Below are 14615 nucleotides of genomic sequence, written 5' to 3'. Positions count from 1 at the left end.
TCAGTAACTGCGGAGCGCCAAAATTTACTTCTTTCTCATCAAGTTTGTGCTTGAATTAAATTAAGTTCCTGAAGAACCGACTTTAATTTTTGAGTGACTTCTGCGTCTGCTTCACACAGGGGTAGACGAGTTGAACCTACTTCCCAACCTTGAAGTTGCAAAGCCTTCTTAAGTGGAATGGGATTTGTAGTTGTAAATAAAGCTTTAAACAACGGAAATAGTTGCAAATGAATCTCAGTAGCAAGTTGAGTTTTCCCCGTTGAAAAGGCTTGGATCATCTGCTGTAGTTGGGTTCCTACCAGATGACTTGCCACACTGACTACTCCCTTTGCCCCGATGGCTAACAAAGGCAAAGTTAGTGAATCATCTCCAGAGTAAATCTGAAATTCTTTCGGTGTCAAGCGGCGAATTTCACTTGCCTGGTCTATATTACCACTAGCTTCTTTGATCCCAACAATGTTGTTTACCTCGGCTAAACTTGCTACTGTTTCTGCACTGAGGTTTTGACCAGTACGACCTGGGACATTGTATAACAACATCGGGAGGTCGGGACAGCCTTGGGCGATCGCCTGAAAGTGCGCTTTTAATCCGGCTTGGGGTGGTTTGTTGTAATAAGGTACAACTTGTAAAGATCCATCTATTCCTATTTTAGCGGCTTTTTGAGTAGCAGCGATCGCTTCTTTGGTCGAATTAGAACCACATCCTGCCATCACTTTAGCTTTTCCTGCAACCGCCTCGGACACGACAACAAATAACTGATATTCTTCTTCCCAAGTTAGAGTTGGTGATTCCCCAGTTGTCCCGCATACCACCAGTGTATCTGTACCGTTTTTCACTAGATGTGCTGCCAATTCTGCGGCTACATCATAATTAACACTGCCGTCTGCTTTAAACGGCGTAATCATCGCGGTTAAAACTTTACCAAAATCTACCACCCTTTTTTACTCCTAATCATATGGATGCTATTTTTTCTATCTTGGTGGCTTTCTCTTGTAATAACCGATCTGCAAATTACTTTCAAGCGTGATTCGCACATTTACGTTTATTTTTCTGTATTTTGGTTAGCAATTTTCGTTATATAAAGAATGCTTTTTTTCTTAACTAGAAACGTAATTTGCCATCGGTTTCAGTAGATTTTTTTCTACCAACAACTCAGCAATTTGCACTGCATTTAACGCCGCACCTTTACGAATTTGATCGCCACACAGCCACAGTTCTAATCCGCACGTATGAGATATATCCTGACGAATTCTCCCAACTAAAACGTCATCTTGTCCACTAGCTTCAATTGGCATGGGAAAATGATTTGTTTCCCAATTTTCTACCAATTTTATACCAGGGGAATTACTTAAAATTTCTCTAGCTAATTCCACACTAAAAGGTGTGGCAAATTCTAAATTAATAGCTTCCGAGTGAGCGCGAAGTACGGGAACCCGTACACAAGTTGCAGTAATTCTTATATCTTGATTTCCAAATATTTTTCGGGTTTCGTTGACCATTTTCATTTCTTCTTCGCAGTATCCCAAATCATTCAATGGGGAGTTATGCGGGAATAAATTAAACGCCAACGGGTAAGGAAATATTTCTGCGACTGGTGGTTGTCCTTGTAAAATAGCACTCGTTTGGGTTGTTACTTCTGCCATTGCTTTGGCACCCGCACCACTAGCAGATTGATAAGTTGCAGCGACAATGCGCTCTACAGGCTTAACTTTATGCAATGGATATACTGCTAACGCCATTAAAATTGTCGTGCAGTTAGGGTTAGCAATAATGCCAGTATGGTTAGCTGCGGTTTGGGGATTTACCTCTGGAACTACTAAAGGTACTTCTGGATTCATCCGGAAAGCGCTGGAATTATCAATCACCACCGCACCCGCTGCGACAGCAATTGTTGCCCAAACTTTGGATATCGAACCTCCGGCGCTAGCCAACACAATATCTACATTATCAAACATAGCGTCGGTTACTGCTTCTACTCGTAAATTTTCCCCTTTAAACGGTAGAGTTTGCCCTGCACTACGAGCAGACGCTAATAACTTTAAATTAGAAACTGGAAAATTACGACTTTCTAACAATTGCAATAATTCTTTACCAACTGCACCAGTTGCTCCTAAAATAGCTACACTATAGGATTTAGACAAATTTGCTTCCTCCTGACTTCATAAGTATTTGTAATTTATTTTTGTTCCAATCCCTTATTGATCCATATTTAATTATTAATAGCAGATATAAAATAAATCCGAATAGTTCACTTAGGTATCTTTTAATCTAATACATTATTTATTTTATTGGTCATAACATAACATTAGTAATGTTGCAATTTACAACAATTACTATTTAAAATTTTTCCCAACCAATTTAAAATAAACATTATACAACAAACTTTCATCTTTAGCGTAAAAAAAGTTTGATATATGCGCTCTTGTTGCCGTAGAAGCCGGATAGCGATCGGTACTCCTAAGCATCGCTTATTCCGTGGACAAAGATGGACAAAACGTACAAAACATGGATTTAATCTAGGTTTGGGGAATTGGAAACCTAGAAAACCAACTCTGATTTCTCAGGTAATGTTTTCCTCGTCAATGTTAAGAAGGCTTGTTAGGTCAAAGACACTGACTTAACCAAATAGATCTGTTTAATCTTTGACGACAGAGCTACAAGCTGGAAAGCACTCGTAGGTGTCATGACCTTCTTAACGTAGTCCGCTCTTCGGACAGAGACTGGCTATCTGAAAGCGTGGACGCACTAGTTGTCTAGTTTTGTCCACTGTTTGGTGAATAGCCTTAATCTTCCATTCTCAGTAAACTAGGTAGCCAGGATGATGGATATACTATGATGCAAATGGACGTTTTTGAGCTATACCTCAAGGCAACTGGCGTTTGAGGCTAAAAGCACTGCACGAACTGCTGGTTGAGAACCAGGATATCACGGTGTAAGCCCCAGTGCGAAAAATCAATTTGGGAATTGGGCATGGGGCATTGGGCATTGGGCATTGGGCATGGGGCATGGGGCATGGGGCATGGGGCATGGGGCATGGAAAGAATTTTATTAGAACGCGCATTACTTTCTTGAGTTTTTTAATTCCCAGTCCCTAGTCCCTAGTCCCCAGTCCCCAGTCCCCAGTCCCTAATCCCCAGTCCCTAGTCCCTAGTCCCCAGTCCTCAGTCCCCAGTCCCTAGGTAAAGTTATTGCGCGATTAGTGTCAAGTGCTTTGACATTAGCAGTAAACTGGATCTCTGGTGAAGGGCATCCATTTTTCAGGTAGAGACGCTCTAGTTTTATGCGTCTCTAGTCCACTCGGAGTAAAAATAACAGACAACACAGACGAAGCATGAAAGTTACCCAGGAAAAACTTCCCGCTAGCCAAATAGGGCTGGAAATCGAGATTACGCCAGAAATGACTAAGCAAACTTATGAAAAGGTCATTAAGAACTTCACTAAAGATGCTAATATTCCTGGGTTTCGCAAAGGCAAGGTGCCTCGCCCCATATTGCTACAACGCATTGGCACAGCTAGGATTAAGGCAGCAGCACTAGAAGAAATAATTCAAGATGGCATTGAAAAAGCGGTAAAACAGGAAAATATACAGGCGATCGGACAACCGCACTTGCGATCGTCGTTTGAGGAATTGATTAATAATTATGAACCGGGCAAAGCTCTGATATTTTCCGCCGGTGTAGATGTAGAACCAGAAGTAAATCTGGTTAAGTATACTGACTTTGAAGTTAAAGCTGAGGAAATAAAATCCGATCCAGAGAAAGTGGATAAAGTTCTAGAAGGCGAACGTCAGGAAATGGGAACATTAATTCCTGTGGAAGGACGTGCAGCGCAAATCGGCGATGTGGCTGTGGTGGATTTTAAAGGTGTGTACTTCAAAGGAGAAGACGAAACCGCAGAACCTGAGCCAATTCCTGGCGGTGAGGCAGAAGATTTTCAAGTAGAGTTGCAAGAAGATAAGTTTATTCCCGGTTTTGTGACAGGGATGATAGGGATGAATCCTGGGGAAACCAAAGAAATTTCCGCTCAGTTTCCCGATCCCTACGCAAACGAAGAATTAGCCGGGAAAAAAGCCAAATTCACTGTAACGCTCAAAGAAATTAAAGAAAAAGAGCTACCGGAATTAAATGATGATTTCGCTCAAGAAATGAGCGATTTTGATACATTAGCCGAATTGCGTGCTTCTTTAGAAGAGCGATATGAAAAAGAGGCTGCTAGCAAAACTAAAGTAAATAAGCAGGAAGCGTTGTTAGCAGAATTGCTCAAGCATGTAGAAGTAGACTTACCAGAAACGATGATTTCGCAAGAAGTCGATCAGATGCTGACACAAACAGCGATGCGACTTTCTCAACAGGGGTTGGATGTCAAGAAGTTGTTTACCCAAGATATTATTCCTCAGTTGCGGGAGCGATCGCGCTCAGAAGCAATTGAACGCTTAAAGCGATCGCTTGCACTTGTAGAAATCGGTAAACGCGAGTCCATCGAAGTTACACCCGAAGAAGTCGAGGCAAGATTCACAGAACTGATGCAAGAGTACGCAGATCAAGATGTTGACCCCGAAAGACTCAAGGCAGTAGTCGCTCAGGAACTCTCAACCGAAAAAATCCTCGATTGGTTGATAGAACACTCATCAGTTGAACTTGTACCTGAGGGTTCTTTGATTCCTCCAGAAGAAGTAGAATCACCAGAATTAGAAGCAGCAGCACCTGAGATAGAGCAACAAACCACCGAATCAGTTGAACTTGTACCTGAGGGTTCTTTGATTCCTCAAGAAGAAGCAGAATCACCAGAATTACAAGCAGCAGCACCTGAGATAGAGCAACAAACCAGCGAATCTGCTCCATAATCCAGACAGGGAGACAAGGAGGATAAGGGAGACAAGGGGGACAAGGGGGACAAGGGGGACAAGGGGATAAATCACTCCTGACTTTTGACTCCTAACTCCTGACTTTTGACTCCTGACTCTTGACTTTTGACTGCCGAGGAGCGAGATTTTGAAAAAAACCTAAATCAATAACTACCCAGATTACCGCCTTAGCTTGATAGTGTGTAACACGAGAGCTATTTACATAAGGCATAATGGTTAAGACATAGCTAAAATACAAATCAAATTCGCCATTCAAAGCAGCACAAGCAGCTTTAACCTTCGTCCTAATTATTCTCAAACGTTCTTTTATGCTTATATCGCAGTCGGTAAATGACCCAATCAACAGTTTGGGTATAAGACAAATTAACTCTCAAAGCAGCCCTAGCAACATCGTCCCGATGGTGGTAGAGCAATCTGGTATGGGAGAAAGGGCTTTCGATATCTTCTCCCGCTTACTGCGAGAGCGGATTATCTTTTTAGGCACGCCAATCGACGATACTGTTGCTAACTCAATTGTTGCCCAGTTGTTGTTTTTGGACGCCGAAGACTCAGAAAAAGACATTCAACTGTACATCAATTCTCCGGGCGGCTCCGTCTACGCAGGAATGGCAATCTATGATACAATACAACAAATTCGCCCGGATGTTGTAACTATTTGTTTCGGATTAGCTGCAAGCATGGGGGCGTTTCTGCTGACTGCTGGAACTGCTGGAAAGCGCATGTCTTTACCCGATTCCCGGATTATGATTCACCAACCGCTTGGTGGCGCTCAAGGGCAAGCAATTGACATAGAAATTCAGGCAAGAGAAATTCTTTACATTAAGTCGAACTTGAATCAGTTATTGGCAACTCATACTGGTCAACCCTTAGAAAGAATCGAGGCTGATACTGAGCGCGACTTCTTCATGTCAGCAGAAGAAGCGAAAAACTACGGTTTGATCGACCAAGTCATTTCCAGACAAAATCTACCCACCGCTGGGGAAAACGTCACTAGTGTGAAATAAGAGGCTGGTATGTCTAAGTACGACTCCCATTTAAAATGTTCATTTTGTGGCAAGTCTCAAGAGCAGGTGCGTAAACTAATCGCGGGACCAGGAGTCTACATTTGCGATGAATGCGTTGACTTGTGTAATGAAATACTAGATGAGGAGTTACTCGACACGAATGGTGCGGCAACACCACCAGCTGCACCACGGTCAGAACCGCCTCAAAAACGTCGCGCTCGCTCTAACAGTATCTCATTTAATCAGATACCCAAGCCACAAGATATTAAGAAATATCTCGACGAACACGTCATCGGTCAAGATGAGGCAAAGAAAGTACTGTCAGTCGCGGTTTACAATCATTACAAACGGTTGGCGATCATTCAGTCTAAAGGCAGTGGCAAAGCTGGGGCAGATGATGCTGTAGAACTGCAAAAATCCAACATTTTGCTGATGGGACCGACAGGTTGCGGTAAAACCCTGTTAGCACAAACTTTGGCGAAAATCTTAGATGTACCCTTTGCCGTCGCCGATGCCACAACGCTTACGGAAGCCGGGTATGTAGGAGAAGATGTAGAAAATATCTTGCTGCGACTGTTGCAAGTAGCAGATTTGGATGTGGAGGAAGCCCAAAGAGGAATAATCTACATCGATGAAATAGATAAGATTGCTCGCAAAAGCGAGAACCCCTCGATTACGCGGGATGTTTCTGGCGAAGGCGTGCAGCAAGCTTTGCTGAAGATGTTAGAAGGAACGATCGCCAACGTACCACCCCAAGGAGGACGCAAGCATCCGTATCAAGATTGCATCCAAATTGACACAAGTAATATCTTGTTCATCTGTGGTGGTGCTTTTGTCGGTCTGGAAAAAATTGTAGATCAGAGAGTTGGCAAAAAGTCAATGGGCTTTGTCCAACCCGGTGAAGGTGTATCGAAAGAAAAGCGGGTGGCAGATACTCTGCGCCATCTAGAACCAGATGACCTAGTGAAGTTTGGGATGATTCCCGAATTCATTGGACGCATACCAATGGTGGCGGTAGTAGATCCGTTGGATGAAGAAGCACTGATGGCAATTATGACACAACCGCGTAGTGCCTTGGTGAAGCAGTACCAAAAACTGCTGAAGATGGATAACGTGCAGCTAGACTTTAAACCAGATGCCTTAAAAGCGATCGCTCAAGAAGCCTATCGCCGCAAAACAGGTGCTAGGGCGCTGCGTGGTATTATTGAAGAACTGATGCTGGATGTAATGTATGAGTTACCCTCTCGTAAAGATGTAACTCGCTGTTCAGTAACGCGGGAGATGGTAGAGAAGCGATCAACTGCCGAATTGCTGATGCATCCCTCCTCACTACCCAAGCCAGAATCAGCATAGAGAGTCATTAGTCAAGAGTCATTAGTAAAAGGCTTTTAACTTTTGACTTTTAACTTTTGACCTTTGACCTTTGAATGGGTGACAAATGCCTTACATTAATGTTCGGGGTGTTGAGCACTATTACGAGTGGATAAAAAAATTATCTGGTTCCCAGACCAAACCAGTGATGGTTTTTGTTCATGGTTGGGCAGGTTCGGCTAAATATTGGCAAAGCACCGCTCATGCTTTATCAGATGAATTTGATTGTTTACTCTACGATTTGCGCGGTTTTGGACGTTCTGGTGGACAACCAATTGTAGCTAAAGCAAGTGAATCTGTGGTTGAGTCAGTTGAGTCGCAATCAGTAGAAGAAGAATTGGAAGCGATCGCTGAGTTAACCTATGAATTAGAAGAATATGCTGACGACTTGAAAATGTTGCTAGATAAGTCGCAACTACAGCGCGTCTATATTAATGCTCATTCAATGGGGGCGTCAATTGCTACTTTGTTTCTCAACCGCTATCCCGAACGAGTAGAACGAGCAATTTTGACTTGTAGCGGCATTTTTGAGTACGATGAAAAAGCGTTTGCAGCCTTTCATAAATTCGGTGGTTACGTAGTTAAATTCCGTCCGAAATGGTTAGGAAAAATACCCTTTGTTGACCGAATGTTTATGGCGCGATTTCTACATCGTCCCATACCAGCGGCAGAACGTCAGGCTTTTTTGCAAGATTTTTTGGAAGCAGATTATGATGCTGCCTTAGGCACAATTTTTACTTCTGTAAGCAAGACAGCATCTGAGTTAATGCCCGATGAATTCGCGAAAGTGACAGTTCCTACCTTGCTTGTGGCGGGAGAATATGACAAGATTATTCCGGCTCAGATGGGGCATCAAGCAGCGGCATTAAACGATAAAGTTGAGTATGCCATGATTCCCCATACTGGTCATTTTCCGATGTTGGAAGACGCACCAACTTATTTACGGCTGGTGCGAGAGTTTTTGAATTAGTTGGTTGATAGGGGGCATCGGGCATCGGGCATTGGGCATTGGGCATCGGTGATAATTCTTTTCCTTTCCCCATTGCCCATTGCCCCTCTTGAAATTTCCATGCTCCCATTGAGAAATTAGCCCAAACCTAGCTCTCTTTTGAGCAAGTTAATCGATTTAGTACCAATGTAATTTTCGCTGCGAATCAGTTTAGGTGGACGAATAATGTCCTCTTGAGCGGCTTGGACTGCGGCTTGGACTGCGGAAAAACTAACTTGATCGCTGCTAAAAATCACTTCGGCACGTTTAACGAGGGCTTGAAGTTTGTAGGCATCTTTTGGTTGAGAAGTCATCACTAGTAGTTCATCTCCCCGAAAGCCGTGGATGATGACTTCTGTAGCGCGGAGAATGCCAGAACTGAGGCTGACTATGCCCACACAACTATCTTTTGGTAGGGTTCTCACCAAATTGATTTCTTTAGCGTAGTCGTAGATATCTAGGGGAATGACCCGCACAGTTTTCGGGGCTGCGATCGCTTCAACTTCCGCAATAAAATACCGACTTGTAACCACAGTGGCAGAAGATGTTTGATCTAACACTTTAATTAATTCTTCCATCGCTACCAACTGTACGGGCATTTTGAGGGATTGTTCTAATTCATACATCATTAACTCGCCAGCACCAATATCTTGAGATGGAGCTGCCACTATTACCCGCGCACTACAACGCAACCGCCAATCAATTTCTGCCAAGAATATCTCACGAGCTTGATTGAGCGAACAGCCTTGAGAAAGTAGTTCATCCATTGCTTGTTGGACAACTTTGTATGCTTCTGGATCTTGCTTGAGAATTGGCGATTTCAGCCGACTTCCGCCTTCATGACCTTGAGCGCGGACGTAAATTCCCGAACCAGCCAGACTTTCGACAAATCCCTCTTCTTCTAACTGGCGATAAACTTTGCTGATCGTATTGCGATGTAACCCCGTCTGCATCGCCAGCGCTCGCGTGCTTGGTAATTTGTATCCAGGTGGATATTGCCGGGAAGCGATCGCAAACCGGATTTGATTAAACAGCTGGGTTGATGCGGGAATTTCACTGTCTGGCTGAATACGGAATTGAATCATCACCAAACCTCCAAATAGTGCTAGTAGTGGTATGCGATCAGCTGCATATGCTACTTGTCAAATATTTTATTCATACATGGAATTGATCGGCGTGGAAATTTCTCATAGTGTCCAAGCGTCTCCAGTTGTCGCTAAAAGTAGTGCGCTCCCTGTCCAAGAAACCTGGCGCGAAGAGTTGAGATGAAGTTAAGATCCTGGCATAGTTATATCTGATAATTACAAACCATGAGTAAAAATAATTATGACTCTTCAAGCAATCGATACCAAAACGGTTAAGCTATCCCTTGACAATTTACAAATAGAGGCTTATCTGGCACAACCGCAAGAACCTGGTTCCTACCCAGGTATTGTAGTATTGCAAGAAATTTTTGGTGTCAATGCCCATATTCGGGAAGTTACAGAACGTATTGCTTCCGAGGGATATATAGCGATCGCACCAGCAATTTTTCAACGTATTGCCCCCGGTTTTGAAACTGGTTATACCCCAGAAGCTATTGAAACTGGCAGAAACTATGCCATGCAAACCAAAGCATCAGAATTATTAAGCGATATTCAAACAGCGATTGATTATCTCAAAAGCCTCCCCGAAGTAAAAAAAGATGGTTTTGGCTGTATTGGCTTCTGCTTTGGCGGTCATGTAGCATATCTCACCTCCACTTTACCAGATATCAAAGCTACTGCTTCATTCTACGGCGCAGGCATTACCACTCGCACACCAGGAGGCGGCGCTCCCACCATTACCCTCACCCCAGAAATTAAAGGCACACTATACGCCTTTTTTGGCAAGGAAGATGCCAGCATTCCTCAAGACCAAGTAGATCAAATAGAGGCAGAGTTAGAAAAATATAAAATTCAGCATCGTGTGTTTCGCTACGATGGAGCTGACCACGGATTTTTCTGCGATCATCGCGCCAGCTATAATCCTAAAGCTGCGGCTGATGCTTGGGAGCAGGTGAAACAACTGTTTACACAATTAAGCGACTAGGTAGAAAGAAATATCCGTTTATACTACAAATTGCTAATTGCCAAATGCTTGGCAATTAGCAAATAACAATTTATCTTCAAAGATCATGAATTCCGAAGCGAAACTTTCTCAAAAAGCCAACTCGTCGTTTACAATGGACGATTTTGCCCAAGCACTGGAACAACACGACTATCAGTTTCAAAAGGGACAGGTGGTACACGGTAAAGTGTTCCAGCTTGACCATGATGGAGCATATGTCGATATTGGAGGCAAATCTTCCGCTTTTATCCCCCGCGATGAGGCTTCTTTGAGAGCAATAACTAATTTGTCGGAGGTGTTGCCCCTACAAGAAGAACTGGAATTTATAATTATCCGAGAACAGGATGCAGAAGGTCAAGTTACCGTATCTCGGAAACAGTTGGAAATTAAGCACATCTGGGATCGGCTGGTGCAAATGCAAGAAAACAGCCAGACGGTACAAGTGCGGGTAATGGGTGTGAATAAAGGTGGTGTTACCGTTGATTTGCTAGGTTTGCGGGGATTTATTCCGCGATCGCACTTGGTTGAGCGTGATAATTTAGAAGGTCTTAAAGGTCAAACTCTAACTACTGGCTTTTTAGAAATTGATCGCAATAATAATAAGCTCATACTTTCTCAGCGCTTGGCAACTCGTTCTGCCGGCTTCAGTATGTTGGCTAATGGTCAGTTGGTCGAAGGTAAAGTTACTGGTATCAAGCCTTTTGGGGTGTTTGTTGATTTGTCAGGTGTTAGTGCCTTACTCCACATTAAGCAGGTAAGCCAAAAATTTATTGATAATCTGGAAAAAGTGTTTCAAGTCGGTCAGTTGATTAAAGCTGTAATTATTGACTTGGATGAAGGTAAAGGTCGCGTTGCTCTTTCTACCAGAGTTTTGGAAAACTTCCCAGGTGAAATTCTGGAGAATATGGACGAGGTAATGGCTTCAGCCGAAGCGCGTGCTAATCGAGCGACGAACAAAGAAGTTGAAGAAAGTTAGTTGATGGTTGATGGTTGTTTTTCCACTAACCACTAATACCAATTCTGTGTGAAGTTGCGCTTTATAAGTAATCGCACAGAATTATTTACACATGAGTTTCCAGTCTCGGTAAGGGTTTCATACCTTAATTTTGTGTAATTAATTTTGTTTAACTACTTAGCCCTCAGGCTAGAAGCCTGGGGCTAAACAAACAAAGCCCACCTAAGTAGGTTGGCGTTAAAATTTATCGTTATGACAAGGCAGGGGGCAGGGGGCAGGGAGCAGGGGGAAAAAGCATTTGAGCCTTGTTTACTTTTCTTCACACAGTTTGGTTTTATTGCGCCGACTTACTTACGTGGGCTAATTAGGCGCATCTTCATAAAGAAACGGTATAACCACTAACCACTAACTCTAAAGTCAAACAGTTGAATAGAAAGCGCTACATATTTTTATTTATCTGACAACTGATGGCTGCATAAAGCACAAAATTATAAATCAAAAAAAGGTAAAAGAGTTAAATATTAGGGATTGGGGAATTTGTCTAGGGTATTTCCCCAGTCTCCAGTTTCTGCTGTCAAAGGGGAAAAGCATGTCAAATTCATATCGTTCAGAAGATGTACAACAAATTCTCCAGCTAGCCATGACCCAAAAGGCGGAAGGTAGAGATTTTTCCCGTCAGGAATTGTTAGAAATGGCGGCAGATTTGGGAATATCTCAAGAGGCGATCGCAGAGGCAGAAAAACAGTTAATCCACCAATCGGAAAAACAACGTGCAAAGCAAGTATTAAGTAATATGAGTAACAGTCGTCGCCGCAAATTTAAGACACATCTTTTTTTGTATCTTATCATTAACACCTTCTTAGTTGTGATCGATGTTATGACAGATGGTAAGTTAAATTGGGCTTATTGGCCCATCTTGGGCTGGGGTTTGGGACTAGCTTTTGATGCTTTTGATACTTTTCAAGGTTCAAACGATGAACGATAATATACCAAAAGTGGTAAATAAAGTTTAGACCTGATATGCGCTTCAATCAGGGCTGCTAGATTAGAGATAGGTTCGCCACTAAAAAAACTTACCAATGGATACGGATGGTTTGTATGAAGAGCAAAAAACAGCTCGTCTACTCTAACCTAGCCTGCGGTTTTGCCCGTGGAGCGCATATAAGAAAATCAACTCAAAGCGGCTCTAGGCGCGTTTCTACTTTAATATTGAGAAGCGCGATCGCCTTTTCCACCTTGATGCTGTCTGTTGGTGTTGCTAGAAGTCAACCTGCGTCACAGGTGTCTCCCCAGCAAATGCCAACGACTATATCGAATCGAGAAGAGGTACGAATTCAACAGCAAGTGCAATCTGAAGTCGATCGCGCTCTAAGTCGTAGAACTATCCAAAGCAACGTCTGGCTAGTTATATTAACTTTACTTCCGGTGAGTGCGATCGCTTCACTTTGGCTATTTCGTCAAGCGGTAATTCGTGCGATCGCTGATAGAGCGATGCAACAGATACAGGGAATTGAACAATTACAAAATCAGTTAAGTTCTGTTAAGAAATCATCGGAAAATATTATACAACACGTTAAAAATACTACCCATGAATTGGAAACGGAAGCCGCAACACTACAAGAAAAGATAAAAGCAGAAAAAGAGAATTTATCTGGATTAACATCAGAATTATTATTAAAACAAAAATTATTAGCAGAATTAGAGATTAAAATCAAAACTGCTAAACAAAAAGTAACAAATTTAGAACTTGATTTCGTTTCTCAACTATCTGAGTTACAGTCAGATGCTCAAAGGCAAAAAGATATAACGTTAAATAATTTATTAATTTTAGAATCTGCCGGGACAGAAAAGCTTTCAGAATTACAGTTGGATGTCCAAAGACAACAGATTTGTTTTGTTGAAAATCTAGAAAATCTAAAATTAGAGTTGACATCACAACAATCAAGATTCCAATCAGAAACGCAACAGCAAAAAGATGTGACGCTGGAAAATCTGAAAAAGCTAGAAGCAGAATTGCAATCTCAAGTAGTAGGATTTAAGTTAGAAACGCAACAGCAAAAAGATATAACGCTGGAAAATCTGAAAAAGCTAGAAGCAGAATTGCAATCTCAAGTAGTAGGATTTAAGTCAGAAACGCAACAGCAAAAAGATATAACGCTGGAAAATCTGAAAAAGCTAGAAGCAGAATTGGAATCAGAAACGCAACAGCAAAAAAATAAATATATTGAAAAATTAGAAAAAAAATATTCAGAATTCGCTTCTCAACTTTATAAATCGCAAGAAAATGCTGAACGACGAAAAGAGAGAATTATAGATAATTTAGAAAAATTCGGTTCAGATTGTATTTCCGAATTAGAGAAAGACGCAGAACAAGAAAAGAATAGGATACTGAAAAAGGTAGATAAATTAGAGTCAGATGTAGCTGAACTTTCTAAATTACAGATAAATGCTCAACAAAGAAAAGAGTTAATTATTCAGCAAGTTTCGGAAAGTTCACCACCATTAATTAAAGAAGCAGTAAAACGTGCAGTTGAAGAAAAAATACACGAATCTAAACAGCCAGAAGTATTAGAAGAAGCTGTATCTCCTAAGGTGAAATTAACTGCCGATGATTATCTGGAAAAAGGAGATGGTTTATTATCAGAAAGACGCTATGAAGAGGCGACCGCCTGCTATAATAAAGCAATAAAAATCGAGCCGGAAAAAGCTGTTGCTTGGTTTAAGCTAGGTATTGCTAATTTGAGGGTGAAACGATACAAAGATGCGATCGCTTGCTATGACAAAGCAATTGAACTGAAACCAGATTATCATCAAGCATGGCGCGATCGCGGCGTTGCTTTGGGAAATTTGCGATCGCCAAAAGAAGCTTTTATCTCGTTTGATAAAGCCACGCAATTTAAAAAAGATGACGCAGTAGCTTGGTTAAATCGAGGTTTAGCGCTAGAAGAGTTGGAAGAATATGATATGGCGATCGCTTCTTTTGATAAAGTTATAGAATTGAAGCCAGATTCGTACAAAGCTTGGAATCACCGAGGTTATGGCTTAGTTAGGTTAGGACGTGATGAGGAAGCGCTCTTATGCTTCGATAAAGCGCTTTCAATTCAACCTGACTACGCTAATGTATATTACAACAAAGCAGCCTGTTATGCGCTGCAAAGAAAAGTTGAATTAGCCGTAGAAAATCTGCATACAGCAATTGACTTGAATCCAAGTTATAAGGAAGATGCAGAAACTGACATAGATTTTGATGAGATTGCACAAGACAAGCGCTTTGGGCAGTTACTTGCGTCGCTTCCCACAGATTAGGGTAATTGTTGCATTTAATTTTCGCATTGTATAATTTTA

12 protein-coding genes are annotated in these 14615 nt (G+C 42.0%); 8 read left to right on the top strand and 4 right to left on the bottom strand.

Features of this window, described 5'->3' with window-relative positions:
• Positions 1-38: 38 nt before the first annotated feature.
• The 3 genes from dapA to TOL9009_RS47095 all read right to left on the bottom strand — a co-directional run bounded on the left by dapA (position 39) and on the right by TOL9009_RS47095 (position 3061).
• Positions 39-935 carry a 4-hydroxy-tetrahydrodipicolinate synthase gene (dapA, locus tag TOL9009_RS0109625; RefSeq protein WP_029632614.1) on the bottom strand — a complete coding sequence of 299 codons (897 nt, stop codon included), beginning with the start codon at positions 933-935 and terminating at the stop codon, positions 39-41.
• A 162-nt stretch (positions 936-1097) separates the two neighbouring features.
• Positions 1098-2141: an aspartate-semialdehyde dehydrogenase gene (locus tag TOL9009_RS0109620; protein ID WP_029632613.1), complete on the bottom strand. Its 1044-nt coding sequence runs from the start codon at positions 2139-2141 to the stop codon at positions 1098-1100.
• Between the two features lie 722 nt (positions 2142-2863).
• Positions 2864-3061, bottom strand: a complete 198-nt coding sequence (locus tag TOL9009_RS47095; RefSeq protein WP_186227522.1) for a hypothetical protein — start codon at positions 3059-3061, stop codon at positions 2864-2866.
• A gap of 270 nt (positions 3062-3331) precedes the next feature.
• Between TOL9009_RS47095 and tig the strand changes: the two genes are divergently transcribed.
• The 4 genes from tig to TOL9009_RS0109595 all read left to right on the top strand — a co-directional run bounded on the left by tig (position 3332) and on the right by TOL9009_RS0109595 (position 8209).
• Positions 3332-4843: a trigger factor gene (tig, locus tag TOL9009_RS38720; protein ID WP_084763160.1), complete on the top strand. Its 1512-nt coding sequence runs from the start codon at positions 3332-3334 to the stop codon at positions 4841-4843.
• Positions 4844-5172: 329 nt separating this feature from the next.
• On the top strand, positions 5173-5868 hold the full coding sequence (gene clpP / locus TOL9009_RS0109605) for an ATP-dependent Clp endopeptidase proteolytic subunit ClpP (RefSeq protein WP_029632612.1): 696 nt from the start codon (positions 5173-5175) through the stop codon (positions 5866-5868).
• A 9-nt stretch (positions 5869-5877) separates the two neighbouring features.
• Positions 5878-7221 (top strand): ATP-dependent protease ATP-binding subunit ClpX, encoded by a 1344-nt coding sequence (clpX, locus tag TOL9009_RS0109600; protein WP_029632611.1) that lies wholly within the window; start codon positions 5878-5880, stop codon positions 7219-7221.
• Between the two features lie 85 nt (positions 7222-7306).
• On the top strand, positions 7307-8209 hold the full coding sequence (locus tag TOL9009_RS0109595) for an alpha/beta fold hydrolase (protein WP_029632610.1): 903 nt from the start codon (positions 7307-7309) through the stop codon (positions 8207-8209).
• Positions 8210-8325: 116 nt separating this feature from the next.
• Here TOL9009_RS0109595 and TOL9009_RS0109590 read toward each other — a convergent pair whose 3' ends face one another.
• On the bottom strand, positions 8326-9312 hold the full coding sequence (locus TOL9009_RS0109590) for a GntR family transcriptional regulator (RefSeq protein WP_029632609.1): 987 nt from the start codon (positions 9310-9312) through the stop codon (positions 8326-8328).
• 241 nt (positions 9313-9553) lie between these two features.
• Between TOL9009_RS0109590 and TOL9009_RS0109580 the strand changes: the two genes are divergently transcribed.
• From TOL9009_RS0109580 to TOL9009_RS0109565, 4 genes are all read left to right on the top strand, one after another.
• A complete protein-coding gene (locus TOL9009_RS0109580; RefSeq protein ID WP_029632608.1) occupies positions 9554-10297 on the top strand; it encodes a dienelactone hydrolase family protein in 744 nt (247 codons plus the stop codon).
• 85 nt (positions 10298-10382) lie between these two features.
• The gene (locus TOL9009_RS0109575; RefSeq protein WP_029632607.1) at positions 10383-11291 is read left to right on the top strand and encodes a S1 RNA-binding domain-containing protein; all 909 of its coding nucleotides are present in this window, start codon (positions 10383-10385) and stop codon (positions 11289-11291) included.
• A 568-nt stretch (positions 11292-11859) separates the two neighbouring features.
• Positions 11860-12255, top strand: a complete 396-nt coding sequence (locus TOL9009_RS38715) for a 2TM domain-containing protein (protein ID WP_051502859.1) — start codon at positions 11860-11862, stop codon at positions 12253-12255.
• Positions 12256-12368: 113 nt separating this feature from the next.
• Positions 12369-14576 carry a tetratricopeptide repeat protein gene (locus TOL9009_RS0109565; protein ID WP_242055786.1) on the top strand — a complete coding sequence of 736 codons (2208 nt, stop codon included), beginning with the start codon at positions 12369-12371 and terminating at the stop codon, positions 14574-14576.
• Positions 14577-14615: the final 39 nt, after the last annotated feature.

The organism is [Scytonema hofmanni] UTEX 2349 (genome assembly GCF_000582685.1).
Taxonomy (GTDB): Bacteria; Cyanobacteriota; Cyanobacteriia; order Cyanobacteriales; family Nostocaceae; genus Hassallia; species Hassallia hofmanni.
The sequence above is the reverse complement of the archived record's forward strand: the minus strand, read 5'-3'. Positions and strand labels throughout refer to the sequence as shown.

Excerpts from the sequence above, each read along its gene's own strand:
- TOL9009_RS0109565 (WP_242055786.1), top strand. The coding sequence starts at position 12,369 with ATGAAGAGCAAAAAACAGCTCGTCTACTCTAACCTAGCCTGCGGTTTT.
- tig (WP_084763160.1), top strand. The coding sequence starts at position 3,332 with ATGAAAGTTACCCAGGAAAAACTTCCCGCTAGCCAAATAGGGCTGGAA.
- clpP (WP_029632612.1), top strand. The coding sequence starts at position 5,173 with ATGCTTATATCGCAGTCGGTAAATGACCCAATCAACAGTTTGGGTATA.
- TOL9009_RS0109575 (WP_029632607.1), top strand. The coding sequence starts at position 10,383 with ATGAATTCCGAAGCGAAACTTTCTCAAAAAGCCAACTCGTCGTTTACA.
- clpX (WP_029632611.1), top strand. The coding sequence starts at position 5,878 with ATGTCTAAGTACGACTCCCATTTAAAATGTTCATTTTGTGGCAAGTCT.
- TOL9009_RS38715 (WP_051502859.1), top strand. The coding sequence starts at position 11,860 with ATGTCAAATTCATATCGTTCAGAAGATGTACAACAAATTCTCCAGCTA.
- TOL9009_RS0109580 (WP_029632608.1), top strand. The coding sequence starts at position 9,554 with ATGACTCTTCAAGCAATCGATACCAAAACGGTTAAGCTATCCCTTGAC.
- TOL9009_RS47095 (WP_186227522.1), bottom strand. The coding sequence starts at position 3,061 with ATGCGCGTTCTAATAAAATTCTTTCCATGCCCCATGCCCCATGCCCCA.
- TOL9009_RS0109590 (WP_029632609.1), bottom strand. The coding sequence starts at position 9,312 with ATGATTCAATTCCGTATTCAGCCAGACAGTGAAATTCCCGCATCAACC.
- TOL9009_RS0109595 (WP_029632610.1), top strand. The coding sequence starts at position 7,307 with ATGCCTTACATTAATGTTCGGGGTGTTGAGCACTATTACGAGTGGATA.